22 protein-coding genes are annotated in these 23,570 nt (G+C 68.7%); 5 read left to right on the top strand and 17 right to left on the bottom strand.

Going from position 1 to position 23,570, the window contains the following annotated elements; genetic code table 11:
* Window positions 1-80 precede the first annotated feature (80 nt).
* Genes CYU89_RS00865 through CYU89_RS00840 form a run of 6 tightly spaced genes read right to left on the bottom strand, consistent with a single transcriptional unit; the run spans window position 81 to window position 7,361 of the window.
* Window positions 81-2,633, bottom strand: a complete 2,553-nt coding sequence (locus CYU89_RS00865) for an EAL domain-containing protein (protein WP_296278332.1) — start codon at window positions 2,631-2,633, stop codon at window positions 81-83.
* Window positions 2,630-3,541 carry a hydroxymethylglutaryl-CoA lyase gene (locus CYU89_RS00860; protein WP_296278331.1) on the bottom strand — a complete coding sequence of 304 codons (912 nt, stop codon included), beginning with the start codon at window positions 3,539-3,541 and terminating at the stop codon, window positions 2,630-2,632. Before CYU89_RS00860 ends, CYU89_RS00865 begins: the two co-directional genes overlap by 4 nt.
* On the bottom strand, window positions 3,541-4,167 hold the full coding sequence (locus tag CYU89_RS00855; RefSeq protein ID WP_296278330.1) for a hypothetical protein: 627 nt from the start codon (window positions 4,165-4,167) through the stop codon (window positions 3,541-3,543). Before CYU89_RS00855 ends, CYU89_RS00860 begins: the two co-directional genes overlap by 1 nt.
* Entirely contained in the window at window positions 4,164-6,155 is a 1,992-nt protein-coding gene (locus CYU89_RS00850) for an acetyl/propionyl/methylcrotonyl-CoA carboxylase subunit alpha (protein WP_296278329.1), read from the bottom strand. Before CYU89_RS00850 ends, CYU89_RS00855 begins: the two co-directional genes overlap by 4 nt.
* On the bottom strand, window positions 6,155-6,556 hold the full coding sequence (locus CYU89_RS00845; protein ID WP_296278328.1) for a VOC family protein: 402 nt from the start codon (window positions 6,554-6,556) through the stop codon (window positions 6,155-6,157). Before CYU89_RS00845 ends, CYU89_RS00850 begins: the two co-directional genes overlap by 1 nt.
* Window positions 6,557-6,560: 4 nt before the next feature.
* Window positions 6,561-7,361 (bottom strand): enoyl-CoA hydratase-related protein, encoded by an 801-nt coding sequence (locus CYU89_RS00840; protein ID WP_296278327.1) that lies wholly within the window; start codon window positions 7,359-7,361, stop codon window positions 6,561-6,563.
* Window positions 7,362-7,469: 108 nt separating this feature from the next.
* On the opposite strand from CYU89_RS00840, the gene CYU89_RS00835 reads away from it, so the two are divergent.
* The 3 genes from CYU89_RS00835 to CYU89_RS00825 are packed head-to-tail and all read left to right on the top strand — an operon-like array spanning window position 7,470 to window position 9,828.
* The gene (locus CYU89_RS00835; RefSeq protein ID WP_296278326.1) at window positions 7,470-7,715 is read left to right on the top strand and encodes a FeoA family protein; all 246 of its coding nucleotides are present in this window, start codon (window positions 7,470-7,472) and stop codon (window positions 7,713-7,715) included.
* Complete coding sequence (locus tag CYU89_RS00830; protein WP_296278325.1) at window positions 7,712-9,577, top strand: ferrous iron transporter B; 1,866 nt, start codon at window positions 7,712-7,714, stop codon at window positions 9,575-9,577. The genes CYU89_RS00835 and CYU89_RS00830 overlap by 4 nt, the downstream gene beginning before the upstream one ends.
* A 2-nt stretch (window positions 9,578-9,579) precedes the next feature.
* On the top strand, window positions 9,580-9,828 hold the full coding sequence (locus CYU89_RS00825) for a DUF6587 family protein (protein ID WP_296278324.1): 249 nt from the start codon (window positions 9,580-9,582) through the stop codon (window positions 9,826-9,828).
* 9 nt (window positions 9,829-9,837) lie between these two features.
* Here the strand turns inward: CYU89_RS00825 and CYU89_RS00820 are convergent, their stop codons facing one another.
* The 10 genes from CYU89_RS00820 to CYU89_RS00775 all read right to left on the bottom strand — a co-directional run bounded on the left by CYU89_RS00820 (window position 9,838) and on the right by CYU89_RS00775 (window position 19,441).
* Complete coding sequence (locus CYU89_RS00820; RefSeq protein ID WP_296278323.1) at window positions 9,838-11,202, bottom strand: hypothetical protein; 1,365 nt, start codon at window positions 11,200-11,202, stop codon at window positions 9,838-9,840.
* Entirely contained in the window at window positions 11,199-11,903 is a 705-nt protein-coding gene (locus CYU89_RS00815) for a J domain-containing protein (RefSeq protein WP_296278322.1), read from the bottom strand. Before CYU89_RS00815 ends, CYU89_RS00820 begins: the two co-directional genes overlap by 4 nt.
* Window positions 11,900-13,594, bottom strand: coding sequence for a molecular chaperone HscC (locus CYU89_RS00810; RefSeq protein ID WP_296278321.1), 1,695 nt, complete (start codon window positions 13,592-13,594; stop codon window positions 11,900-11,902). The genes CYU89_RS00815 and CYU89_RS00810 overlap by 4 nt, the downstream gene beginning before the upstream one ends.
* Before the next feature lie 66 nt (window positions 13,595-13,660).
* A complete protein-coding gene (locus tag CYU89_RS00805; RefSeq protein WP_296278320.1) occupies window positions 13,661-14,029 on the bottom strand; it encodes a hypothetical protein in 369 nt (122 codons plus the stop codon).
* On the bottom strand, window positions 14,026-14,562 hold the full coding sequence (locus CYU89_RS00800; protein WP_296278319.1) for a polymer-forming cytoskeletal protein: 537 nt from the start codon (window positions 14,560-14,562) through the stop codon (window positions 14,026-14,028). The genes CYU89_RS00805 and CYU89_RS00800 overlap by 4 nt, the downstream gene beginning before the upstream one ends.
* A gap of 161 nt (window positions 14,563-14,723) precedes the next feature.
* On the bottom strand, window positions 14,724-15,473 hold the full coding sequence (locus CYU89_RS00795; RefSeq protein WP_296278318.1) for an SDR family oxidoreductase: 750 nt from the start codon (window positions 15,471-15,473) through the stop codon (window positions 14,724-14,726).
* 4 nt (window positions 15,474-15,477) lie between these two features.
* Window positions 15,478-17,085, bottom strand: a complete 1,608-nt coding sequence (locus tag CYU89_RS00790; protein WP_296278317.1) for a carboxyl transferase domain-containing protein — start codon at window positions 17,083-17,085, stop codon at window positions 15,478-15,480.
* 120 nt (window positions 17,086-17,205) lie between these two features.
* Entirely contained in the window at window positions 17,206-17,583 is a 378-nt protein-coding gene (locus CYU89_RS00785) for a hypothetical protein (protein WP_296278316.1), read from the bottom strand.
* Window positions 17,584-17,749: 166 nt separating this feature from the next.
* Window positions 17,750-18,094 carry a hypothetical protein gene (locus CYU89_RS00780; RefSeq protein ID WP_296278315.1) on the bottom strand — a complete coding sequence of 115 codons (345 nt, stop codon included), beginning with the start codon at window positions 18,092-18,094 and terminating at the stop codon, window positions 17,750-17,752.
* Between the two features lie 171 nt (window positions 18,095-18,265).
* Entirely contained in the window at window positions 18,266-19,441 is a 1,176-nt protein-coding gene (locus CYU89_RS00775; protein ID WP_296278314.1) for a thiolase family protein, read from the bottom strand.
* A 123-nt stretch (window positions 19,442-19,564) separates the two neighbouring features.
* Here CYU89_RS00775 and CYU89_RS00770 point away from each other — a divergent pair, with 123 nt between their 5' ends.
* Window positions 19,565-20,338, top strand: a complete 774-nt coding sequence (locus tag CYU89_RS00770) for a DUF2189 domain-containing protein (protein ID WP_296278313.1) — start codon at window positions 19,565-19,567, stop codon at window positions 20,336-20,338.
* 130 nt (window positions 20,339-20,468) lie between these two features.
* Window positions 20,469-22,784: a bifunctional diguanylate cyclase/phosphodiesterase gene (locus tag CYU89_RS00765; RefSeq protein ID WP_296278312.1), complete on the top strand. Its 2,316-nt coding sequence runs from the start codon at window positions 20,469-20,471 to the stop codon at window positions 22,782-22,784.
* A 45-nt stretch (window positions 22,785-22,829) separates the two neighbouring features.
* On the opposite strand, the gene CYU89_RS00760 is transcribed toward CYU89_RS00765, so the two are convergent.
* The coding region (locus tag CYU89_RS00760) for an acyl-CoA dehydrogenase family protein (RefSeq protein WP_296278311.1) at window positions 22,830-23,570 on the bottom strand (741 nt) is incomplete at its 5' end.

The following is a 23,570-nucleotide window of genomic DNA, read 5'->3' as shown; positions in this document are numbered from 1 at the left end:
AGCGACGTCAGTCGAGAAGCTTTTCCGGTAAGGCCCCATCGCGACTGACGTCGCTCCCACAAGACGCAGGCGAGCGCCGCTCAGGCGTGCAGCACCCGCTCCAGCGACGCATCGGCAAGGCGGCGGGCGAACTCGTCGGGCGACAGGCCGGGGGCGAACAGGAAGCCCTGGCCCACGGGCACGCCGAGATTCAGCAGGAACTGCCGCTGCGCCTCCGACTCCACGCCCTCGGCGACCAGGCCCAGGCCCAGGCTGCGCGCGATCGCCGAGACCGCCTGGCAGACCGCCACGTCGGACCGGTTGTTCGGCACGCCCTCGGTGAACAGCGGGCTCAGCTTCAGGCCGTGGATCGGCAGGCGGCGCAGGTAGTTCAAGGCGCTGTAGCCTTCGCCGAAATCGTCGATGGTCAGCAGCACGCCCAGCTGGCGAAGGTCGGCGAAGGTACGCAACGTGGCGGGCGCATCCTCGATCAGCACGCGCTCGGTGAACTCGAGTTCGAGCGCACTGCCGGGCAGGTCGAACTCTTCGAGGATGGTGCGCACGCGCTCTGCGAGGTCGTCGCCGGCGAACTGCCGGTACGACACGTTGACCGCCACCCGCACGATCCCCAGGCCCATGTCGCGCCACGTGGCGACCTGGCGGCAGGCTTCGCGCAGCACCCAGCTGCCGATGCGCACGATGTCGCCGGTGGTTTCGGCGTGGCTGATGAACACGTCCGGGCGCAGCTCTCCCAGTTGGTGGTTCTGCCAGCGGATCAGCGCTTCGCCGGCGATGATGCGGCCGTTGCGCAGGTCGACCTGCGGCTGGTACACGAGGCGGAATTCCTCGTTGTCCACGGCGCGGCGAAGTTGCGTCTCGATCTGCAGGCGGTCCTGCTGCCGCTGCGCCAGTTCCTGGGTGAAGCTCTGCCAGCCGTTGCGCGCGCGATGCTTGCTGTCGTACATCGCGATGTCGGCGTTCTGGATCAGCTGCTGCGGACGCAGGCCATCGCCCGGCGCGATCGCCAGGCCGATGCTGGCGGTGATGGCGAATTCGTCCTTGCCGAAGCGGAAGGCGTCGGCGAAGGCGCCGAGCACGGCATGCGCCATCGTTTCGGGCAGGTGCGGGTCGTCGCCGGCATCGCAGATCACCAGGAACTCGTCGCCGCCGAAGCGGGCGATCATGCCGTCGGTGCCGACCGCGCCGCGGATGCGGTCGGATGCCTGCACCAGCAGCTCGTCGCCGGCGTTGTGTCCCAGCACGTCGTTGACCATCTTGAAGCGGTCCAGGTCGATGTACAGCACCGCGACGCGCGCGCGCTCCGGATCGGCCAGCCGCGCGCCCAGCTCCGTCAGCACGGCGTCGCGGTTCATCAGCCCGGTCAGCGGGTCGGTGCGTGCCTGGATGCGCAGCATCTCCTCGGCCTGCTTGTCCTGCGAGATGTCCTGCATGGTGCCGGTGATGCGGGATGCGCCGGGATCGCCGGGTTCGGCGTCGCCGATCACGCGGATCCAGAACGGATGGCCGTCGGCCTGGGTGCCTTGCAGTTCCAGGTCGAACCCCTGGCCGCCGGCGGTGATCAGGTCCAGCGCGCTGCGCAGGCGGCGGCGGTCGGTCTCGCGCAGGCACGACAGCATGTCGGCGAGCGTGACCAGCGGGCGTGCCGCACCGAGGATGCGCTGGGCCTCGTCGGTCAAGTACATCCGGTCGCGTCCCAGGTCCCATTCCCAGCCGCCGATGTGCGCCAGCGACTGCGCGCGGTCGAACAGCGCGCTGTCGCGCTTGAGCTCGGTGACATCGCTGAACAGCGTGCTCACCTGCGACGGCACGCTGGCGCCCGGTGCGAACTGCGGCACCGACGTGGCGGTGAGCCACAGCAGCTGCTTCTTCTCGCGGTGGTAGAGCCCCAGCAGCACGCTCTCGATCATCTGGCCGGAGTCGAGCGCGCGTTGGGCCGGCAGTTCATGGCGCGCCATCTCGCGGCCGTGTTCGTCGACGATATGCCAGCGGCCGAGCGCCAGTTCCTGGTCCGCGCGCTGGTCTTCGCGGATGCCGAAGATGCGCATCGCTGCACCGTTGCAGTACTGCACTTCCATGTCGCGGTTGTGCACCACGATGCCCTTGTCGATCGTCTCCATCAGCTCGCGGTAGCGCATTTCCGCCAGCCGGCGGCTACTGATGTCGCGCGCGACGGCGACGATGCTCTTGCGCCCGTCGAAGTTGATGTTGGCCGAGTGCACTTCGACCGGGAACCGCGTCCCGTCGCCGCGCATGTTGGTGACCTCGATCACGTAGGTCTCGCCGCGGTTGAGCGTCTCCCAGACGGGGACCAGGTGGTCGCGCGGCAGGTCGGGATTGAGCACGTTGATGTTGCGGCCGACGATCTCTTCGCGTGGCCGCTTGTACGCCAGCATGCCGGCCTGGTTGAGGTCCAGGATGGTGCCGTCCTCGGCGATGATGCTGACCGGGTCGGGTACGGCGTCGAACAGGTTGCGATAGCGCGAGCGTTCCGTCTCCGCGTCGTGCTGCTTGGCCAGCAGTGCGTCGCGCGCCCGGCGCAACAGATCGGCGTGAGGGCCGTCGGCCGCGGCCGCGCGTTCGAGTGCGGCGGCCAGCGCCATCACGTCGACGTCGCTGGCGCGGCCCTGGTTCATGCCGCGGCCAATGCCTTGCCGACGCGGCTGCCGGTTTCGCGTCCCAGGCGGCTCGCCAGCCAGCGGCCCGTCTCCGCCAGCAGGTCCAGATCGACGCCGGTGCGCATGCCCAGGCCGTGCAGCAGATAGATCACGTCCTCGCTGGCGACGTTGCCGCTGGCGCCCTTGGCATACGGGCAACCGCCGGCGCCAGAGACGGCAGAATCGACCACGCGTATTCCCACCTCCAGGCAGGCCAGGATGTTCGCCAGCGCCTGGCCGTAGGTGTCGTGGAAATGCACGGCCAGCGCGGAGAGCGGGACTTCTGCAGCGACAGCCTTGAGCATGTCGGCGGCCTTGCGCGGCGTGCCGATGCCGATGGTGTCGCCCAGCGAGATTTCGTAGCAGCCCATCGCATGCAACTGACGCGCCACGCGCACCACGTCGGCCACAGGCACGTCGCCTTGGTACGGGCAGCCGAGCACGGTGGAGACGTAGCCGCGCACCTTGATGCCATCGGCGGCGGCACGTTCAAGCACCGGGCGGAACCGTTCGATGGACTCATCGATGGAGGCGTTGATGTTCTTCCGGTTGAAGGCCTCGGAGGCGGCCGTGAACACCGCGACTTCGTCCACGCCGACCGCGCGGGCGCGGTCGTAGCCGGTTTCGTTCGGCACCAGCACCGGGTACGCCGTGCCCGGGCGTCGCTGGATGGCGGTGAAGACCTCGGCGGCGTCGGCCAGCTGCGGTACCCATTTCGGGCTGACGAAACTGGTCGCCTCGATGCTGGGCAGGCCGGTGCGCGACAGCCGGTCGATCAACTCCACCTTGTCCGCGGTGGCCACGAGGGTCTTCTCGTTCTGCAGGCCATCGCGTGGACCGACTTCGACAATGCGAACGAAATCCGCGGGGGCGGGCAGGGTGTCCATCACCGCTTCCCGTCCTTCGCACGGCGCATGCGCAGCGTCTTGTCGCGCCCGTTGAAGGCGTCGAACAGGGCGGGCTCGGATTGCAGCAGCGCGCGCAGCTGTTCCGGACGGCCTTCGAACACATAGGTGCTCGCGTCGGCCTCGCGCGCCTTCAGCGAACCCTGCTGCACGCGTTGCATGATGTCCACCGTGTCGAGCATCGCGATCTGCAGCGTATCGTTGCGGATGCGGTATTTCAGCAGCGTGACGGCTCCGGGCGGCATGCCTTTCGGGATCGGTGGCGCGGCGGCCTTGCCGGTACCGAACAGGCCTTCCAGTTCGCGATAGCCGAGGGCGAGGTAACGCTGGCCGTCCAGTTCGAACCCGAGTGCGGTGAACTGCGGCGCATCGGTGCGCGCTTCGTCGTGCAGGCGCACGCGGCACGTGGCGTCGACGTCGGCGTAGTCGTCCTTGCCCAACGGCACCCGGTCCTGCGGGCTGTCCGGCAACGGGATCCAGCGACCGACCAGCGCGGGGTCGCAGGCGAGGGGCGCCGGCGGCTGTTCGAACATCACGCAGCCGCCCAGCGTGCAGGCCACCAGCAGCACGAAGGCGACACGCGACGATGACGGCCGGGCGAACCTCACTCGAGCGCCACCAGGACGGTATCGGCCTCGACGAAGTCGCCGGCGGCCACCCGCAGTTCCGCGACCACGCCGGCACGCGGCGCCTTGACGGCCAGCTCCATCTTCATCGCTTCCATCACCAGCAGTTCCTGTCCTGCGTCCACGTTGTCCCCCGCCTTCGCCTTGACGACCACCACGCGACCCGGCATCGGCGCAATGATGCGGCCGTCCCCGCCACTGTCGCCGCCGGACACGCGCCGGTACGCCGGCAGCGTCTCCAGCATGGCGCGGCGCTCCCCGTCGTGCAGGGTGACGCGGCTGCCGTGGCGGTGGACGCGGAAGCGCCGGGCCTCATCATGGATACGCAACTCGAGCAGCCCAGCGGTCAGGCGCGCCCCCTCCACCGGGTAGGTCGCTCCCTCGATATCCACGGCGTAGCGCCCCGCATGACCGTGGGCCAGCACGTCCCAGCGCTGGTCGCGGTGCAGGAAGGCCAGGGGTCGACGCCCGGCATGCCCCAGCCGCCAGCCGTCGGCGATGGCCCACGGCGAGCCGGGATCCGTAGAGATGGCGGCTGCACCGCGCGCCGACGCTTCCTGTTCCAGCAGCACGGCCACGGCCGCGCCCACCTGCAGGTCGTGCGCCAGCGTGGCGGCGGGCATGAACTCTTCCAAGTGACGGTCGAGGTAGCCGGTGTCGATGCGGCCCTCGACGACGGCCGGGTGGCGCGCCAGCCGTTCGAGGAAGCCGATGTTCGACTTCGGCCCCACCATGTCGCAGTCGGCCAGCGCATCGCGCAGGCGGGCAAGTGCGGTCGGCCGATCCTCGCCCCAGACGATCAGCTTGGCGATCATCGGATCGTAGAAGATGGTGACCAGGTCGCCTGCCACCACGCCGCCATCGATGCGCACGTGCGGCGACGGCGTCGGCAGCACCAGCGACTCCAGCCGTCCCGATCCCGGCAGGAAACCGGCTTCCGGATCCTCCGCATACAGGCGGACTTCGATGGCATGGCCCCGCTGCACGATGGCGTCCTGCGCCAACGGCAACGGCTCGCCGGCCGCCACGCGCAGCTGCCATTCCACCAGGTCCAGCCCGGTGACCAGCTCGGTGACCGGATGCTCCACCTGCAGGCGCGTGTTGATCTCCATGAAATAGAACCGGCCGTCGGGATCGACGATGAATTCCACCGTGCCGGCGTTGGCGTAGTCGATGGCCTGCGCTGCCTTCACGGCGGCGTCGCCCATGGCGGTGCGCAGGGCGGGCGTGAGAAACGGCGATGGCGATTCCTCCAGCACCTTCTGGTAGCGGCGCTGGGCGGAGCACTCGCGCTCGTTGAGGTGCAGCGTGTGGCCATGCGTGTCGGCGAACACCTGGATCTCGATGTGGCGCGGCGACTGCACGTAGCGCTCCAACAGCACGCGGTCGCGGCCGAAGGCATTGGCGGCTTCGCGCTGGCAGCTTTCCAGTTGCACGATGAAATCCTCCAGTCGGTGCACGACGCGCATGCCCTTGCCGCCGCCGCCGTGCGCCGCCTTGATCATCAGCGGAAAGCCGATGCGCGCGGCCTCGCGCGAGAGCGTGTTCGGCGACTGGTCCTCGCCGGTATAGCCGGGCACGACCGGCACGCCGGCCGCCGCCATCAGCTCCTTGGCGCCGGCCTTGCTGCCCATCTTGCGCATGGACGCACCGGACGGGCCGATGAACGCAATGCCGGCCGCCACGACCGCATCGGCGAAGTCGGCGTTCTCCGACAGGAATCCGTAGCCCGGATGGATGGCTTCGGCGCCGGTCCGCTTCGCAGCCTCGATGATGGCGTCGCCCCGAAGGTAGCTGTCGGCCGGACGCGGCCCGCCGAGCAGTACCGCCTCGTCCGCCTGGCGGACGTGCTGCGCGTCGGCATCGGCCTCGGAATAGACCGCCACGGTGCGGATGCCGAGCCGGCGGCAGGTGCGGATGACGCGGCAGGCGATTTCGCCACGGTTGGCGATCAGGATCTTGGAGAACATCAGGCTTCGGTATCCGCAGGCAAGTGGCACACCGCTTCGATGTTGTGCCCGTCCGGGTCGATGGCGAAGGCGCCGTAATAGGTGGGGTGGTAGTGGGCGCGCAGGCCCGGCGCGCCGTTGTCGCGTGCGCCGGCGGCCAGCGCCGCTTCGTGGAACGCATCGACCTGCGCGCGGCTGCCCGCGCTGAAGGCGATATGCGAGCCGCGACCGGGCGCACCGCTGCCCGTGCCGACCCAGAAATGCGGGCGACCCGGCGGGCCGAAACCGCAGCCCTGATAACGACCCGTCATTTCGCGCGTCACCTCCATGACGACGGCATAGCCCAGCGGCGCGAGGACGCGCTCGTAGAACGCACGGCTGCGCGCGTAGTCCGCGACTTCGATTCCCAGATGGTCGATCATCGATTCAGTCCTTCGCCCAGCGGGGCGCACGCTTGTCGAGGAAGGCGGACAGGCCTTCCTGGCCTTCCTCCGAAACCCGCAGCGCGGCGATGAGGTCGGCATTGTCGGCATCCAGACGGTCGCGGTCGACACCGCCCGCAACGCGCGCCACCAGGCGTTTCGCAGACGCGGCCGCATGCGGGCCGGCCTTCAGCAGCCACGAGACCTGCCGCTCCACCGCGGCATCCAGCGCATCGGCGGCCACCACCTCGTGCAGCAGCCCGATCCGCAGCGCGGTGGCGGCGTCGAAGATCTCAGCGGTGGCGAACCAGCGCCTGGCCTCGCGCGGCCCGATCGCCGCGATGACATACGGGGAAATCACCGCCGGCAGCAGGCCCAGCTTGCTTTCGGTGAGGCCGAACTTCGCCTCCGGCACACCGATGGCGATATCGCAGCAGGCCACCAGGCCGACGCCACCGCCGAACGCGGCGCCCTGCACGCGCGCCACGGTGGGTTTCGGCAGCTCGTCCAGCGTGCGCATCAGCCGGGCGAGGGCGAGGGCGTCGTCGCGGTTCTCCGCTTCGCTGGCCGAGGCCATGCCGCGCATCCAGTTCAGGTCGGCGCCGGCCGAAAAGGACGCGCCACTGCCTTCCAGTACCACCACCCTGACGGTGGCGTCGCGGGCGATCTGCTCCAGGGCCGCCGTCAGCGCGGCGATGAGGCCGGCATCGAACGCGTTGTGCAGGGTGGGGCGGTCCAGCCGCAGGCGCACCACGGCGCCGGTGCGGGTCACTGCCAGAGGGTGTATCTGCGGTGATGCCGCCATGCCTGCCATTCCGTGCTGGGTCGCCGAATGATAGCGGCACAGTCCGTTGCGGCCGTCGTGCAGTGCGGCGGTGCTACAATGAGAACAATTCGCATTTGAGGGCTTTGCGTGATCCTGACCGAACTCCCCTGGCGCACCCCCGCCATCGTCGACGCCGTCGAGGACCACGGTCCGCAGGACACCATTGCCCGCCGCCTGCGCGAACTGGGCTTCGTCAACGGCGAGGAAGTCGAAGTGGTCGCGAAAGGTCCGTTCGGCGCCGAGCCGCTGCTCGTGCAGGTCGGGTTTACCCGGTTCGCACTGCGCCGTTCCGAAGCCGCGCGCGTGCGCCTGCGCAAAGGAGCCGCGACGTGAGCGCGTCCGAAGCATCGACGTTGCGGCTGGCGCTGGTCGGCAACCCGAACTGCGGCAAGACGGCGCTGTTCAACCAGCTGACCGGCAGCCGGCAGAAGGTGGCGAACTACGCCGGCGTGACGGTGGAGCGCAAGGAAGGGCGGCTGCATTCCGCCGGCTCCGGCCGCAGCTACGCGGTGCTGGACTTGCCGGGCGCGTACAGCCTGCACGCCGCCAGCCTGGACGAGGCGGTCACGCGCGATGTCTGCCGCGGCTTCTATCCGGGCGAATCCGCCCCCGATGTGCTGGTCTGTGTCGTGGATGCCACCAACCTGCGCCTGCACCTGCGCTTCGCGCTGGAAGTGCGTGAACTCGGCAAGCCGATGATCCTCGCGGTCAACATGATGGACGCCGCCCAGCGACGCGGGATCACCATCGACCTGGCGGCCTTGGAGCGGGAGCTCGGCGTGCCCGTTGTCGAAACCATCGCGGTCAGGCACGGTGGCGCGCGTGCGCTGGTGGATCGCATCGATGCGGTGGCCGCACATCCGCATGAGCCCCGCCTGCGCCTTGGGGAAGGTGCAGACCTGCACGCGGAAACGCGCCGCCTGCTGTCGCTGGCGGTGAGCATGCCCACGCGCACGGGCAGGATCGACGACGCGCTGGACCGCTGGCTGCTGCATCCGGTATTCGGGCTGCTGGCGCTGGCGGTGGTGATGTTCCTGATCTTCCAGGCGGTATACGCCTGGGCCACGCCGCTCATGGACCTGATCGAGGCGGGCAGTGGCGCGCTGGGTGCGTGGGTCGGCGGCTTGTTGCCGGAAGGTCCGCTCAACAGTCTGCTGGTCGACGGCGTCATTGCCGGTCTGGGCGGCGTGATCGTGTTCCTGCCGCAGATCCTGATCCTGTTCGCCTTCATCCTGGCGCTGGAAGAAAGCGGCTACCTGCCGCGTGCCGCGTTCCTGCTGGACCGGATGATGGCCTCGGCCGGTCTGTCGGGACGTTCCTTCATCCCGCTGCTGTCGAGCTTCGCCTGCGCCATCCCGGGCATCATGGCGACGCGCAGCATCCAGGACCCGCGCGACCGCCTGGCCACGATCCTGGTCGCACCGCTGATGACCTGTTCGGCGCGCCTGCCGGTGTACGCGCTGCTGATCGGCGCGTTCATCCCGCAGAAGACCGTCTGGGGCGTCTTCAACCAGCAGGGTCTGGTGCTGTTCGGCCTGTACGCCGCCGGTATCGCCAGCGCATTGATCGTGTCGTGGGTGATGAAGAAGTGGCGCCGCGACAAGAGCGAGCATGCGCTGCTGCTGGAACTACCGTCCTACCGCATCCCGCACCCACGCGACCTGGTGATCGGCCTGTGGGAGCGCGCGATGATCTTCCTGAAGCGCGTGGGCGGCATCATCCTTGCGTTGACCATCCTGCTGTGGTTCCTCCTGAACTTCCCGGCGGCACCGGCCGACGCGGTGGGACCGGCCATCGACTACAGTTTTGCGGGACGCATCGGCCATGCCATGGCCGTGTTCTTCGCGCCGCTGGGCTTCAACTGGCAGATCTGCATCGCGCTGATCCCCGGCCTGGCCGCGCGCGAAGTCGCGGTGTCCTCGCTGGCCACGATCTACGCGCTCTCCGCCGCCGACGACGATGCCGCCATCCAGGCGCTTACGCCGGTGATCAGCGACGGCTGGTCGCTCGCGACCGCACTGTCGTTGCTGGTGTGGTTCATCTACGCCCCGATGTGCATTTCGACGTTGGCGACGATCAAGCGCGAGACCAACTCGTGGAAGCAGATGGGTTTCGCGACGTTCTATCTGTTCGCGCTGGCGTATCTGGCGTCGTTGGTGACGTACCAGCTCGCCCGCGCGCTGGGCGCCGGCTGAGCATGGACCTCTCGCTCTCCCTGCAGTACGCCATCATCGCCATGCTGGTGGTGGCCAGCGCGTGGGTGGTGCTGAAGAAGCAGTTCCCGGGGCCGTTGCGCAGGGCGCGGATCGCACTGGCGCTGCCCCTGTTGCGCGAAGGCAGCGCGAACTGGCGGCAGGCCCTGGGGAGATGGATCGCACCGGCGGGCAGCGTGGTCAACGGCCGGATCGCCGGCAAGGACTGCGGCGGCTGCGATGGGTGTGGTTGAGCGTGCCGTTCAGCCGTAACGGATCGCCAGCCCCGCGATCCCCAGTCCCGCTAACACCATGAATGAAACGACCGTGGTCAAGCGATTGCCGGCCGCTGCCGCGATGCTGATCCGGTGGCGCGCCGCATAGGCCCAGTCGCACAACGTCATGCCGATCGCCGCACTCGCCAACGCCAGCAACCACGGCGAAGGCAGGTCATGCATGGGCAGGGCGCGAACGAGCCAGCTGGTGCCGATGGCGAAACGCAATGCATCGAAGAACTGGCGGAAATGCACGAGTGCGGCCGGCAGCACGAGCGCGAACGCCAGTGCCGGCACGTGCGGCAGCCACCACGCCATCAGCAGGCCGGCGACGGACAGCCAGACGGGCATCAGGGCCAGCCAGGGCGACCGCGCGCTGGCGGGCCGTTCCCGCCAGGCCCACAGGGCACGCATCGCATGCCAGATGCACAGCATGGCGGCGACGGCGATGAAGGTCAGCGCCATCATGCGCTGCTGCCGCTCGGACGGGAGTCCGACCAGGGCACACAGGCCGGCGATGGCAAGCGTCGCCAGCGCGGCCGTCAGCAGCACAGTGGCCCAGCGCCAGGGGCCCGCGTAGAACGGGTCGGCAAGGCGTTCGTAGAAAGCCTGTTGCTCGCCCTCCAGGCCGGGCACGTCGTCTCCGTAATCCGCGGTCAATCGCTGCGACAGGCGCGCGGCGCGTAATGCGAAGCCCGGCACGCACGCCAGCAGCAATGCGAGCGGCCATCGGAACGGACGCTTCAATTGCCGGATGGTGAGCGGCCTGTCCTCGTCGAACGCGTCCGTATTCTCCGAGGCTACCGCCTCCAGCACCTGCTGGCGTCGCCCGATCCATTCCGGCGCGGTGAAACCGAAGAAGTCCGCAAGCACCGCCAGTATCGCCGGCCTCACCTGCACATCCTCCTGGAGGATGCTCCCGAAGATCGCCTGCCCGACGCGTTGCTTCGCGTCGAGACTGTACAAGCCGGGATGGTGTTCGAGGTGGTTGCGGAACGCCGAGGGCAGGTCCGTCCCGGCCCGCGCCATCAGCGCCTCGCGCACGCCGTCCTCGTCGAACCGTTCGGCTGGCGACAACGGGTCGAAGGCGCCTGCCCGCGAAAGGATCGCCGCGGCATCCTGTCCCCACGCATCCTGCGCTGTCGCTGGCTCGGGGTGCGGATCATCCACAATGAACTCGAGCACGCCATCGCGCTGCACGGACAGCGCTTCCTGGTAAGCCTCGTGCAGGCGCTGGAAGGCGGCGGGATCCTCGTCGGGACGTGTGGTCTTCAGCAGGCGCGCATAGGTACGCTTGATGGTGCGCTCGTTGGCGTCCGGCGGCAGTCCGAGGAGGGAAAACGCGTCGCTCACGCCGCGGCTCCGGAGCAGCGGGACACGGACAGCATCGCCAGCAACCCGATCCAGATGGCACCGCCGAACATCCACGCCAAGTGGCTGGACGACGAGGGTGGCGAGGCTTCCGTATAGGGTCTGCGTATTGCGTGGGCATCCTCGAGCGTCATGTGCGCGTGCCGCTCCAGTGCCGTGACGAACGGTTCAAGACGCGCGCGTGCGGGCCCCGGCATGTCCAGTTCCAGAAAGTGGAGGACGGCCGCCATGTGCCGCGGTGGCAGGGCCGGCGCTTGAAGCAACGCGTAGACGATCTGGTGGGCGAAGGCTTCGCGCGCGCCGACCGAATAGAACGCCGGGTGGGCTTGAAGCCATCCGAGGACATCGCGGCCGCTGGCCGTGCGCGAAACGTCGGATAGCGCGGTGATGAACATACCGATCTCGAACCGAGCAGCGTCGACAGGATCAGGCTCGGCGGGAATCGTGGCTCGCCCGCCGGCAGGGAGCGCGGGCGACGTGTCAAGGCCAACGTCGGATCGTGCTGAGGGCGCATTGCCGCCCAGCCGGTGCATGCACGCCTGGTAGGCCTCGTTGATGCGCTGGAAACCCTCGGGATCATCGTCGGGCCTGTGGCGTTTCAGCAGTCGGGCGTACGCGCGCCTGACCGTACGTTCGTCCGCGTCTGCGTCGATGCCGAGCGCCTCGAAAGGCCACACGCTCACGCCTGCGACTCGATGTGCTCGAGCATCCGGGCGAACTGGCTGCGGTGTTCGCGGATCTGCAGGGGGTCCTGGCCGTCCAGGATCGCGCGGAAGCGCACCAGCGCATCCTGCAGGTCGCGACGTGCCCACAGCAGCTCTTCGTACAGGCGTTCGGCACGCGCGATCACCAGGAGATTCTCCTGCTGGTCGCGTGGATGCACCTTCAGTTCCGACAGCGCGGCCAGGCGCTGGCGGATCTCGTCCGGCGTCAGTACGCCGGGGTTCTGCTGCAGGACGACCTCATGCGTCTGGCCGGTCGCCACGATCGTGGCTTCCACCTGAAGCAGACCGTTCACGTCGTAGGTGAATCGGATGTCCACCGGATTCTCGCGCGCTGCGCGTGCCGGGACCTTCACCGAGATGGTACCCAGCTTGACGTTGTTCTCTACCCGCGGGCTCTCGCCCTGGTAGATGTTGAACTCCACCTGCGTCTGCAGGTCGCGCATCGGCTGGTAGCGTTCGACGCGGCTGACCGGCACCGTCGCGTTGCGATGGATGATCGGGGAGAAGAGGCCAGTGGTGACCTGCCCATGTCCGTCGTCCTGCGCGGTATCCACGCCCAGCGAATGCGGACACACGTCGGTGAGGATGATCTCTTCCAGCGACTCGTCGCGCGCCTTCATTCCGGCCGCAACGGCCGCACCCAGCGCGATCGCCTCATCCGGGTTGATGTGCCGCAACGGCAGGCGACCGAACATGCGCGACACGAGGCGCGCGGTCAGCGGCATCCGCGATGCGCCGCCGACCAGGACGATGTCGTCCAACTGCCCGGGCGCCAGCCGCGCGTCGCGCATGGCCCGCTCCAACGGTGCGCGCATGCGCTGGACCAGCGGCTCGCACAGTCGCGAGAAGCCCGCCTCGTCGACCTGCCAGCGGCTCGACGCTCCGCCCACCACGAAATCCACATCGACCGGGCCGCCGGATGTGTTCGAAAGTTCGCGCTTGGCCGACTCCAGTCGGCGCCTCAGCTGGGCGTCCTCGCTGGCTGTCAGGTCTTTCGGTTCGATCCTGAGTTCGCGCAGGCAGGCGTCTCGCAGCGCGGAAAGGAAATCCTCGCCGCCGAGGAAGTTGTCGCCGGCGCTGGCGTGGACCTCCATCACCCCATCGAACATTTCCAGGATCGAGACATCGAAGGTGCCACCCCCCAGATCGAAGACGAGGAAGCGGCCGCCGCCGTCGCGCTGCTGCAGTCCGTAGGCCATGGCGGCGGCGGTCGGCTCGTTGATGAGCCGTTCGACCTTGATGCCCGCCAGTTCACCGGCGATGCGGGTGGCCTTGCGCTGGGCGTCGCCGAAGTACGCGGGAACGCTGATCACGGCCTCGGTGACCGGCGCGCCGAAGTGACTCTCCGCATCGGCGATCAACGCACGCAGCACGAGTGCCGACAGCTCTTCGGGGCGCAGCGCATGCTGGCCGAGGCGGGTGACGCGGTTGGTACCCATCCAGCGCTTGAAGCTGGCGACGGTGCGCTGCGGGTGGGTGATCAGGCGGTCCACGGCGGCGCGTCCGACGATGAGCGTTTCGTCCGCGTCCACGCTCACCACGGAGGGTGTCAGCAGTTCACCCAGCGCGTTCGGAATGAGCACGGGACCGTTGGGCCCGTGGTAGCCGATCAACGAATGCGTGGTCCCCAGATCGATGCCGACGATCATCCAGCCCCCTGCTGGCGTCCTTGTCGACACCGAGTGTAGCCGGGCCGCGTGGCGGCGGGGAGGGCGTCAGTGCCGCGTGCGCCGACCTGTCGCCTTCCCCGTCGCAGGGTTGAGTTCGACCGACAGCACGAAGCTGCGCTGCTCGTGCGGCTGCATGGCGCCGACGCCGACGACCTGCCGCGTCACTTCCTCACCCCGGTCGTTGCGGATGGAGAGCACCACGCTGTATTCCCAGGCCGCGCCTTCGGCAGGCGGTTGCAGCGTGCCCTCGATCCGCAGCGGAGTCAGCGCGGGCGCCGCGTTGGCGCCCGCGCCGGGTTCGAAGCGCAGGTGGTGGCGGCAGCCGGGGCAGACCGCCGCGCTCTCCAGGATGGTCGCCTTGCAGTGCGGGCAGGTACGGGTGGCGCCGGCAGTGCCGGGGCGGGGTTGGCTCATGCGGCGGCGCCGGGCTCCGTGCTGCCGGACTTGCCGGCCTTGGCCGCGGGCTCATCCCAGCCGAAGTCGGCCTGGCCGCGCATCCGCGATCCGGCGGCCACGGTGAGCGACCCCGCCTTGACGTCACCGACCAGCACGCCCGAGGCGAGCAGTTCGACGCGCGCCGCGGATTCGATGTTGCCCTCGAGTTCGCCAGCGATGGTGACCTTCTTCGCCCGCACGCCGCCATTGAGCTTGGCGCCGGTCTCGATGGTCAGGTCGCCCTGCACGTTCACGTCGCCCTTGAAACGGCCGGCGATGCGGATGTCGCCCGTACCCTCGATCTTGCCCTCGATGGTCAGGTCTGCCGCGATCAAAGACTCCTTCAGCGATTCCGCTGGTGCGACGCGCTCGACCGGCCGCGTGCCCGGCGGTGCGGTGACGGCGGGGGAAAAGTCGGCGGCGGACGTATCGCGCAGCGGGACCGGCGACGGCTCGGGCGGCAGGGGGGCGGCGTCCTTCTTCGCGGGGCCTTGGTCTTTCCAGATGGACATGCAGGGGATGCTCCGGTTGACGTGGACACCGGACTATCGCGGCTGGCGGAGTTCCACGTTGTGACCCGTGCGGACAATCAGGCCGATCGCCAAGTAGGGGAAAGTCCGGTTCATCGCGCAGTCGGGCATGTGTACGCGCCACTCACAACCCTGACAAGGCATCAGCGCCCGCCTGCGATTTCGACGAAGGCCCCTGTCGTGTAGCTGGCCCGGTCCGACAGCAGCCACAGGATCGCTTCCGCGACCTCATGCGGTTGTCCGCCCCGACGCATCGGCACGAAGGCCTTGACCCGGTCGATCCTGCCGGGCTCGCCGCCATCGGCGTGCATGTCGGTATGGATGAAGCCGGGCCGGACCGCGTTGACGCGGATGCCTTCCTGCGCCACCTCGTGCGCCAGGCCGACGGTCAGGCTGTCGACCGCGCCTTTCGACGCGGCATAGTCGACGTACTCCCCGGGCGACCCGGTCCTGGAGGCGACCGACGAGACGTTGACGATGGCGCCGCCGTGACCGCCGTGCCGGGTGGACATGCGTCGCACCGCCTCGCGGCAGCACAGCAGGGTGCCGATGACATTGGTGGCGAGGATGCGCTCGATGCGCGCGGACGCCAGCGCGTCCACGCGGGACTGTGTTTCCAGGATGCCGGCGTTGTTGACCAGCGCGCCGAGTGGACCCCATGCGTCGTCGAGCCGGCGGAACATCGCCACCACCTCGGCCTCGCGGGCCACATCGGCTTGCAGGGCGAGCGCCTGTCCACCGCGGTCGACGATCTTGCGGACGACAGCCTGCGCGGATTCTTCGTCGCGACGGAAGTTGACCCCGACGGCATAGCCCTGTTCCGCCGCCAGCAGCGCCGTGGCGGCGCCGATGCCGCGCCCGCCGCCGGTGACCAGCACGACCCGTGCCGTCACCGCGCTACATCCGGAAGACGCCGAACTTCGCCGGCGGGACCGGTGCATTCAGCGAGGCGGAAAGGCCCAGGCCCAGCACCCGGCGCGTGTCGGCGGGGTCGATGATGCCGTCGTCCCACAGACGGGCCGTGGCATACCACGGGCTGCCCTGGGATTCGTACTGGTCGCGTATCGGCGCCTTGAAGGCTTCTTCCTCGTCGGCGTTCCACGCGCCGCCGCGGGCCTCGATGCCATCGCGCTTCACCGTCGCCAGCACGCTCGCCGCCTGCTCGCCGCCCATCACGCTGATGCGCGCGTTCGGCCACATCCACAGGAAGCGCGCACCGTAGGCGCGCCCGCACATGGCGTAGTTGCCCGCGCCGAAGCTGCCGCCGACGACGACGGTGAACTTCGGCACGCTCGAGCATGCGACGGCGGTGACCATCTTCGCACCGTCCTTCGCGATGCCGGCATTCTCGTACTTGCGACCGACCATGAACCCGGTGATGTTCTGCAGGAAGACCAGCGGGATGCCGCGCTGGTTGCACAGTTCGATGAAGTGAGCGCCCTTCAGCGCGCTCTCGCCGAACAGGATGCCGTTGTTGGCGACGATGCCCACCGGATAACCGTGCAGGTGGGCGAAGCCGGTGACCAGCGTCTTGCCGTAGCGCGCCTTGAACTCGTCCAGCTCGCTGCCGTCGGTGATGCGCGCGATGACCTCGCGGATGTCGAACGGTCGGCGCGTGTCCTTCGGCACGATGCCGTAGAGCTCGTCGGTGGCGTAAAGCGGCTCGCGCGCCTCGCGCACGGCGACCGGCATGGCCTTGCGCCGGTTGAGGTGGCCGACGATGCCGCGCGCGATCTCCAGCGCGTGGCGGTCGTCTTCGGCGAAGTGGTCCGCCACGCCGGAAATGCTGGTGTGCACGTCCGCGCCTCCCAATGCCTCCGCATCGACCACTTCGCCGGTCGCCGCCTTCACCAGCGGCGGGCCGCCGAGGAAGATCGTGCCCTGTTCCTTCACGATCACGCTCTCGTCGCACATCGCGGGCACGTAAGCGCCGCCGGCGGTGCAGCTGCCCATCACCACCGCGATCTGCGGGATGTTCTCCGCGGAAAGGCGCGCCTGGTTGTAGAAGATGCGGCCGAAGTGCTCGCGATCCGGGAAGACTTCGTCCTGCAGCGGCAGGAAGGCGCCACCGGAATCGACCAGATAGATGCAGGGCAGGTGGTTTTCGCGCGCCACTTCCTGTGCCCGCAGGTGCTTCTTCACCGTCATCGGGAAGTAGGTGCCCCCCTTGACGGTGGCGTCATTGGCGACGACCACCACCTCGTTGCCCATGACCCGGCCGATCCCGCAGACCATGCCGGCCGCCGGCGCGGCACCGTCGTACATGTCCTCTGCGGCCAGCGGCGCGATTTCCAGGAACGGAGAGCCGGGATCTAGCAGGGCGGTGATGCGCTCGCGCGCCAGCAGCTTGCCGCGTTCGGTGTGCTTGGCGCGGGCCTTCTCGCCACCGCCATCCGCGGCACGCGCCAGCCGGCGGTCGAGTTCCTGCACGAGCACGCGGTGGTAAGCGGCGTTGGCGACGAACTCGGGCGAGCGCGGATCGAGGTGCGAGGCGATGGCAGGCATGCGACAGGACAGTGCAGGGAAGGCGGCATCAGACCACAAAGCCCTGCATGCGCCAAACCGCAGTGCAAAAAGAAAGGCCCGCTTGCGCGGGCCTCTCCGGTTCGCACGAAGGCGACGCGATTACTTCTTGGCTTCTTCAGCCTTGGCTTCGGCCTTGTCGGCCACTTCAGCGGCCTTGTCGGCGGTCGCCTGGGCAGCGTCGGCGGTGGCCGAAGCAGCGGCGGCGGTCGCGTCGTTGGCAGCAGCCTGGGTGGCAGCGGCGGCGTCGGATGCGGCGGCGGTCGCGGCAGCAGCGGCATCGGCGGTCGCGGCAGCGGCGGCGTCGCCAGCGGCGGAAGCGGCGTCGCCGGCAGCCGAAGCGGCATCACCCGCAGCAGCGGCGGCCTGGTCGGCAGCGGCGGCAGCGTCGGCAGCAGCGGCGTCGGTGTTTTCGCTCTTGGTGCAGGCGCTCAGGGCCAGGGCGGCGGCAACCAGCAGCACGGTGCTCTTGATCTTCATGTGGATCCCCAAATCGGTAGTGTGGAAGAAAGTGGCGCCGGGATGGCGACGTCCGTCCGTCTCAAACCGACGAGGCGAACCGGGAGCCAGACCCGGATACAGAAAAAGCCGCCAGCGAACTGGCGGCTTTCTCAGTTTAACGCTAAATCAGGCAACCGCCAGCAGATTACTGCTTGGTGGCTTCCTTGGCAGCGTCGGTCGCGGCTTCGGCGGTGTCGGCAGCCTGGGCAGCGGCGTCGGCAGCAGCGTCAGCAGCTTCCGTCGTGGTGGCGGCGGCAGCGTCGGTCGCGGCGGTGGCAGCGGCGTCGGCGGCGGTGGCAGCGGCGTCGGCCGACTGCTGGGCGGCGTCGGCGGTCACTTCGCCAGCGGAAGCGGCGGCGTCAGCGGCAGCCTGGGCTTCGGTGGCGGTCGCAGCGGCGTCGGCAGCGGCGTCGGCAGCCTGGTCCTGGTTCGAGCACGCAGCCAGGGCGAAACCCAGAGCCAGCGCGATCAGAGCCTTGTTCATGGTCATCGTTGCATTTCCTCGTCGTTAGTTAGGCAACGCGCAATTGCGCGCCTGCAACATGATGACAAGCCCATTACGGCTGTCAAGCGGTTGGCCGGTTATCTTTGTCAATCCGTTGTTAAACCTTATGGGGCGGGCGAAAGCCGGCCGCTTCGCCCCCCGCAACTGCGCAAAAACTCAGGCGATCTCCACGGCGATCGCCGTGGCTTCGCCGCCGCCGATGCAGAGCGTGGCGACGCCGCGCTTGGCGCCACGAACGCGCAGCGCGTTGACCAGGGTGACCACCAGACGGGCGCCCGAGGCACCGATCGGATGGCCCAGCGCGCAGGCGCCACCGTTGACATTGACCTTGGCGTGCGGGATGCCCAGTTCCTTGATCGGCGCCATGGCGACGACGGCGAAGGCTTCGTTGACCTCGAACAGGTCCACCTGGTCGATCGTCCAGCCGACCTGCTTGAGCAGCTTGTCGATGGCGGCGACGGGGGCGGTGGTGAACCACTCCGGCGCCTGCGAATACGTGGCATGACCCACGATCTTCGCCAGCGGCGTCAGGCCGCGCCGAGCGGCTTCGTCGGCGCTCAGCAGGACGGTGGCGGCGGCGCCGTCGGAAATGCTGGACGAACTGGCGGCGGTCACGCTGCCGTCCTTCTTGAAGGCGGGTTTCAGCGTGGGGATCTTGGCGATGTCGGACTTGCCCGGCTGTTCGTCGGTGGCCACCTCGACCTCGCCTTTCCGCGTGGCGACCTTGACCGGGACGATCTCGTCGTTGAACGCGCCGGACGCCTGCGCTGCCTGGGCACGGGTGACCGATTCGATGGCGAAGGCGTCCTGCTCCTCGCGGCTGAACCCGAACTTGTCCACGGTCGCCTCCGCGAACACGCCCATCGGCTGCCCGTCGTACGGGCTGGTAAGGCCGTCCCATGCCATGTGGTCGACCGCCTGGAAATTGCCGTAGCGGTTGCCCGTGCGCGAGTTGGGGAGCATGTGGGGCGCGTTGCTCATCGACTCCATGCCGCCGGCGACGACGATGCTGGCCGAGCCGGCCTTGATCAGGTCGTGGCCCAGCATGATGGCCTTCATGCCCGAGCCGCATACCTTGTTGATGGTGGTGGCGCCGGCGGCGTCCGGGATGCCCGCCGCACGCGCGGCCTGGCGTGCCGGTGCCTGGCCCAGGTTGGCGGGCAGCACGCACCCCATGATCACTTCGGACACGTCGGCGGCCGGGATGCCGGACTGCTCCAGCGCAGCGGCGATGGCGGCGGCGCCCAGCGTCGGGGTGGGCACACCGTTGAACTGGCCGAGGAACGAACCGATGGCGGTGCGCTTGGCGGCGGCGATGACGATGTCGGACATGGAGGACTTCCCGCGTGGAGTGAGATCCCGATTATCCCGCCCCGGGCCGACGGCCGGCAAATCGGCCGTTGGTACAGGAGGCCGCCGGCCGCCGGCGTATGCTGTGGCGCAAGGGGATTGGATATGTCACACGAGCCATCGACCGAACCGGCGCCGCGCGCGTTCGTCGTTCCGTGCAAGGTGCTGGACTCGGGTGCGCCGTGGCGCTGGCTGCGCGCAGGCTGGCGCGACGTCTGCCGTGCCCCGGCGCTGACCCTGTCGTTCGGCGGGGCGATCGTGCTGGTGAGCATCGGGGTGGGCTGGCTGGGGTATGCGCTGGGGCGCTTCGCCTTGCTGGCGACCCTGCTGTCGGGTTTCGTTTTCGTCGCTCCGCTGATCTGCGTGGGTCTCTACTGCGTCAGTCGCGCGCTGGAACAGGGGCGCGCGCCGAGATTGGCCGATTCCTTCGTGCTGGCGCGGCGCGTGCTGGGACAGGCAGGCGTCTACGCGCTGGGGCAGGGCGTGATCATCCTGCTGTGGTCGCGCGCCGGCATGATGGTCAGTGCCTTTTTCCCTTTCGACGGCAGCGATCCGGGTGTGTTCTGGGAGTTCCTTGCCCTGGGGTCGTGCGTCGGGGCCGTGTTCGCCACGCTGACCTTCGCGGTCACGGCGTTCTCGCTGCCGATGATCGCCGACCGCGACGTCGACATGGTGACGGCGGCCGTTTCCAGCGTCCATGCCGTGATGCGGAACAAACGGGTGATGCTGCTCTGGGGCCTGCTGCTGGCCACCGTGACGGCGATCGGCTTCGCCACGGCATTCCTGGGACTGGCGGTACTGATGCCCTGGCTTGCCTACGCCACGTGGCACGCGTATCGCGACACGCTGGATGCGTCCGGGTGGCCGTCGCTGCCCTGACGCATCGACGCACGAGGACCGGTATTACACCCCGTTAGAGTGACGTTAGTGACATTAGCGCCGTTCGGCTTGTCCTGCGTCGAGGGCGATGCCTCTAATGCATGCGCGATCAAGCCAGGGTGGGCGGCGCGTGACAAGAGCTTTGCAGGAAGAAGGCGCGGCGGACGCCAGCGTCGAGACGACCCGGGCTGATGCGCGTGCGCGTCGGTGTCGGGCTTATCTCGGCATCGGCGTGGCGATGGCCGTGGCGCATCCGTTGATCGTCTCGCCGCTGGCATCGGACATCGCGTATTTCCTGATCGCGTTCTACGGCCTGGCGGGGTGCGTGATCGGCGTGCGGTCGAATCGGCCCCGCGATGGCATCGCGTGGGTGTGGATGGTGGTCGCGCATGCATTGTTGACGGCCGGTGAAGTGGCGCAGGCGGCCACCGACAACGATGGTTCCTTCGGTCGCAACGTCAACCTGGCCGACGTGCTGTACATCGCGGCCTACGCGATGTTCGTCGCGGCGCTGCTGGGCCTGGCGCGCGATCCCGCCGGCAGCCGCCAGCGCGCCGGGATGCTCGATGGGTTGATCGTGTTCACCGGGCTGACGCTGGTGGCCTGGGAACTGCTGGTCCTGCCGACATATACAGCAGGCGCCGCCTATGCCGCTCCACAGCTGTTGCGCGTGTTCTATCCCATTGTCGACCTGTTGCTGCTCGGCCTTCTGGTATGGATCGCGACGGCGCGCGAGGCGCGTTCGCCGGCCTTCCTGCTGCTTGCCGCCGGATTCACGGCGTGGGCCTGCGCCGATGCGCTGTTCCACATGACGGTGAGCAGCGTGTCCGAGCCATCGGCGTTGCTGAAATCGATGTGGTTGTTGGCGCACGTGCTGTGGGGGGCAGCACTGATGCATCCTTCCCTGCATGCGCTGCACGCGCCGAGGGATCATGAAACCGGCGACTTCCCGCCCGGACGTCTCGCCACGCTGGCGCTGGCGACGCTCATCGCGCCGGGCGTGCTGCTGGTGCAGTACGCCTTCGGCATCCCCGTGGACGTTGCGGGGGTGGCGGTCACGAGCATCATCATCACCGCCCTGACCTGGACGCGGGTGCGCCACCTGCTCGCGCGGATGAGGCAACAGGCGCGGCGGCTCAGCCACTGGGCGCAGACCGACGCGCTGACCGCGCTTCCTAACCGCCGGCAACTGGAACACCGCTTGTCGCAGTCATTCGCGGACCGGGAGAACGTCGCGCTCCTCGCGCTGGACGTCGACCGCTTCAAGGGGGTGAACGACACCTTCGGCCACCCGGTGGGCGACCGCATGCTGTGCGCGCTCGCACAGCGCTGGGGTGACGAGCTGGAGGCAGGCGACCTGCTCGCGCGCCTGGGCGGAGACGAATTCGGCGTGCTCCTTCGCGGCCCGTCGGCCGGCAAGCGCGCCATCGAGTGCGCCTGGCGCCTGCAGGCCTCGCTCGCGGAACCGCTGGCGCTCGACGGCATCAGCCTGCACGCGGCCGCCAGCATCGGGGTGGCCACGTCGCCGGAAGACGGCACCGATGCCGAGCGCCTGATGCGGAGCGCGAGCGCCGCCATGCGCGCGGCGAAGCAGCGGCAGTCGCGCGTCGAAGCCTTCGTCGACGAGCTGGATACGCAGGACTCTCGCCGCCTGTTGCTGCTCAACGAATTCCACGAGGCCATCCGGCGCGGCGAACTGGTGGTCCACTACCAGCCGAAGCTGGCCCTGGCCAGCGGGCGCGTCTCGGGCGTGGAAGCACTGGTGCGATGGCAGCATCCGCGCGAAGGCCTGCTGCCGCCTTCCGCGTTCATCGGTGCGGTCGAGCAGACCGAAATGGCGCGCGACCTGGTGCAGGTGGTGCTGGATCTGGCGCTCGCGCAGTGCGCGGCATGGCGACGCGAGGGATTGTCGCTGGAGGTGGCCGTCAATCTGTCGCCGCGCAACCTGGCCGACCCGGATCTTGCCGACTGGGTAGCCGGGCGCCTGTCAGCGAACGGCCTGCCCGCGCATGCGCTGGAACTGGAGATCACCGAGTCCAGTGCCATGGGCGATCCCGTCCGCTCCCTGCATGCCCTCGGTGCGCTGCACGCGCTCGGCGTCATCCTGTCCATCGACGACTACGGCACCGGGCACAGCTCGCTCGCCTATCTGCAACAGATGCCCATCCGGGTGCTGAAGCTGGACCGGACCTTCGTCTCGCGGATGGGGCGCACGATGGCCGACGACGCGATCGTGCGGTCGACGCTGGAACTGGCGGCCGAACTCGGCCTGGACGTCGTGGCGGAGGGCGTGGAGGACGCGCATACGCTGTCGCTGCTTGCCGCGATGGGGTGCCACGCGGCCCAGGGGTATCACCTGGCGCCTCCGCAGCCACCCGCCGACATCCCGCAGGTCATCCGCGACATCGAACGCCGCATGCGCAGGCAAGTGACCGCGCACGAGTGACCGAGGCGCCCGGCCACGCGGCGCGGCAGTGCCGCGCAACCGGTTTCAGCCGCGCCCGTCGAACAGTTCGCGCCCGATCAGCATGCGGCGGATTTCATTCGTGCCGGCACCAATCGCGTAGAGCTTGGCGTCGCGCAGCAGGCGGCCGGCCGGATACTCGTTGATGTAGCCGTTGCCGCCCAGCGACTGGATCGCTTCCAGCGTCACCTGCACCGCGGCTTCCGACGCATGCAGCAGGCAGCCTGCCGCCGCCGCGCGAGAACCCTGTCCTTCGTCGAAACCGCGCGCCACCTGGTAGGCGAAGGCGCGGCTGGACTGCAGTGCGGTGTACATGTCGGCGAGCTTGCCCTGCATCAGCCCGAACGTGCCGATGGCGGCGTCGAACTGCTTGCGCTCGCGCACGTAGGGCAGGGTGATGTCGAGCGCCGCCTGCATCAGGCCGATGGGTCCGCCGCTCAGCACCAGCCGCTCGGTGTTCAGGCCGCTCATCAGCACGCGTACGCCCTGGTTGACCTCGCCCAGCACGTTCTCGGCGGGGATCTCGCAGTTCTCGAACACCAGTTCGCAGGTGTTGCTGCCACGCATGCCCAGCTTGTCGAGCTTCTGCGCGGTGGAGAAGCCCTTCATGCCACGCTCGACGATGAAGGCGGTCATGCACTTGCTGCCCGCGTCCTTGCCGGCGGTGCGCATGTAGACCAGCAGCACGTCGGCTTCGGGCCCGTTGGTGATCCACATCTTGTTGCCGTTGGCGACCCACATACCGTCCTTGAGCTCGGCGCGGCAGCT

The organism is Pseudoxanthomonas sp., assembly GCF_002863005.1.
GTDB lineage: Bacteria > Pseudomonadota > Gammaproteobacteria > Xanthomonadales > Xanthomonadaceae > Pseudoxanthomonas_A.
Note: the sequence above shows the minus strand (reverse complement) of the source record. Positions and strands in the feature narration are given on the sequence as shown.

Bases quoted from the DNA above. Each gene is read 5' to 3' on its own strand.
- CYU89_RS00805 (WP_296278320.1), bottom strand. From the start codon at position 14,029: ATGAGCCAACCCCGCCCCGGCACTGCCGGCGCCACCCGTACCTGCCCG.
- CYU89_RS00825 (WP_296278324.1), top strand. From the start codon at position 9,580: ATGGACCTCTCGCTCTCCCTGCAGTACGCCATCATCGCCATGCTGGTG.
- CYU89_RS00770 (WP_296278313.1), top strand. From the start codon at position 19,565: ATGTCACACGAGCCATCGACCGAACCGGCGCCGCGCGCGTTCGTCGTT.
- CYU89_RS00785 (WP_296278316.1), bottom strand. From the start codon at position 17,583: ATGAAGATCAAGAGCACCGTGCTGCTGGTTGCCGCCGCCCTGGCCCTG.
- CYU89_RS00850 (WP_296278329.1), bottom strand. From the start codon at position 6,155: ATGTTCTCCAAGATCCTGATCGCCAACCGTGGCGAAATCGCCTGCCGC.
- CYU89_RS00790 (WP_296278317.1), bottom strand. From the start codon at position 17,085: ATGCCTGCCATCGCCTCGCACCTCGATCCGCGCTCGCCCGAGTTCGTC.
- CYU89_RS00860 (WP_296278331.1), bottom strand. From the start codon at position 3,541: ATGGACACCCTGCCCGCCCCCGCGGATTTCGTTCGCATTGTCGAAGTC.
- CYU89_RS00845 (WP_296278328.1), bottom strand. From the start codon at position 6,556: ATGATCGACCATCTGGGAATCGAAGTCGCGGACTACGCGCGCAGCCGT.
- CYU89_RS00780 (WP_296278315.1), bottom strand. From the start codon at position 18,094: ATGACCATGAACAAGGCTCTGATCGCGCTGGCTCTGGGTTTCGCCCTG.
- CYU89_RS00800 (WP_296278319.1), bottom strand. From the start codon at position 14,562: ATGTCCATCTGGAAAGACCAAGGCCCCGCGAAGAAGGACGCCGCCCCC.
- CYU89_RS00865 (WP_296278332.1), bottom strand. From the start codon at position 2,633: ATGAACCAGGGCCGCGCCAGCGACGTCGACGTGATGGCGCTGGCCGCC.
- CYU89_RS00775 (WP_296278314.1), bottom strand. From the start codon at position 19,441: ATGTCCGACATCGTCATCGCCGCCGCCAAGCGCACCGCCATCGGTTCG.
- CYU89_RS00840 (WP_296278327.1), bottom strand. From the start codon at position 7,361: ATGGCGGCATCACCGCAGATACACCCTCTGGCAGTGACCCGCACCGGC.
- CYU89_RS00810 (WP_296278321.1), bottom strand. From the start codon at position 13,594: ATGATCGTCGGCATCGATCTGGGGACCACGCATTCGTTGATCGGCTAC.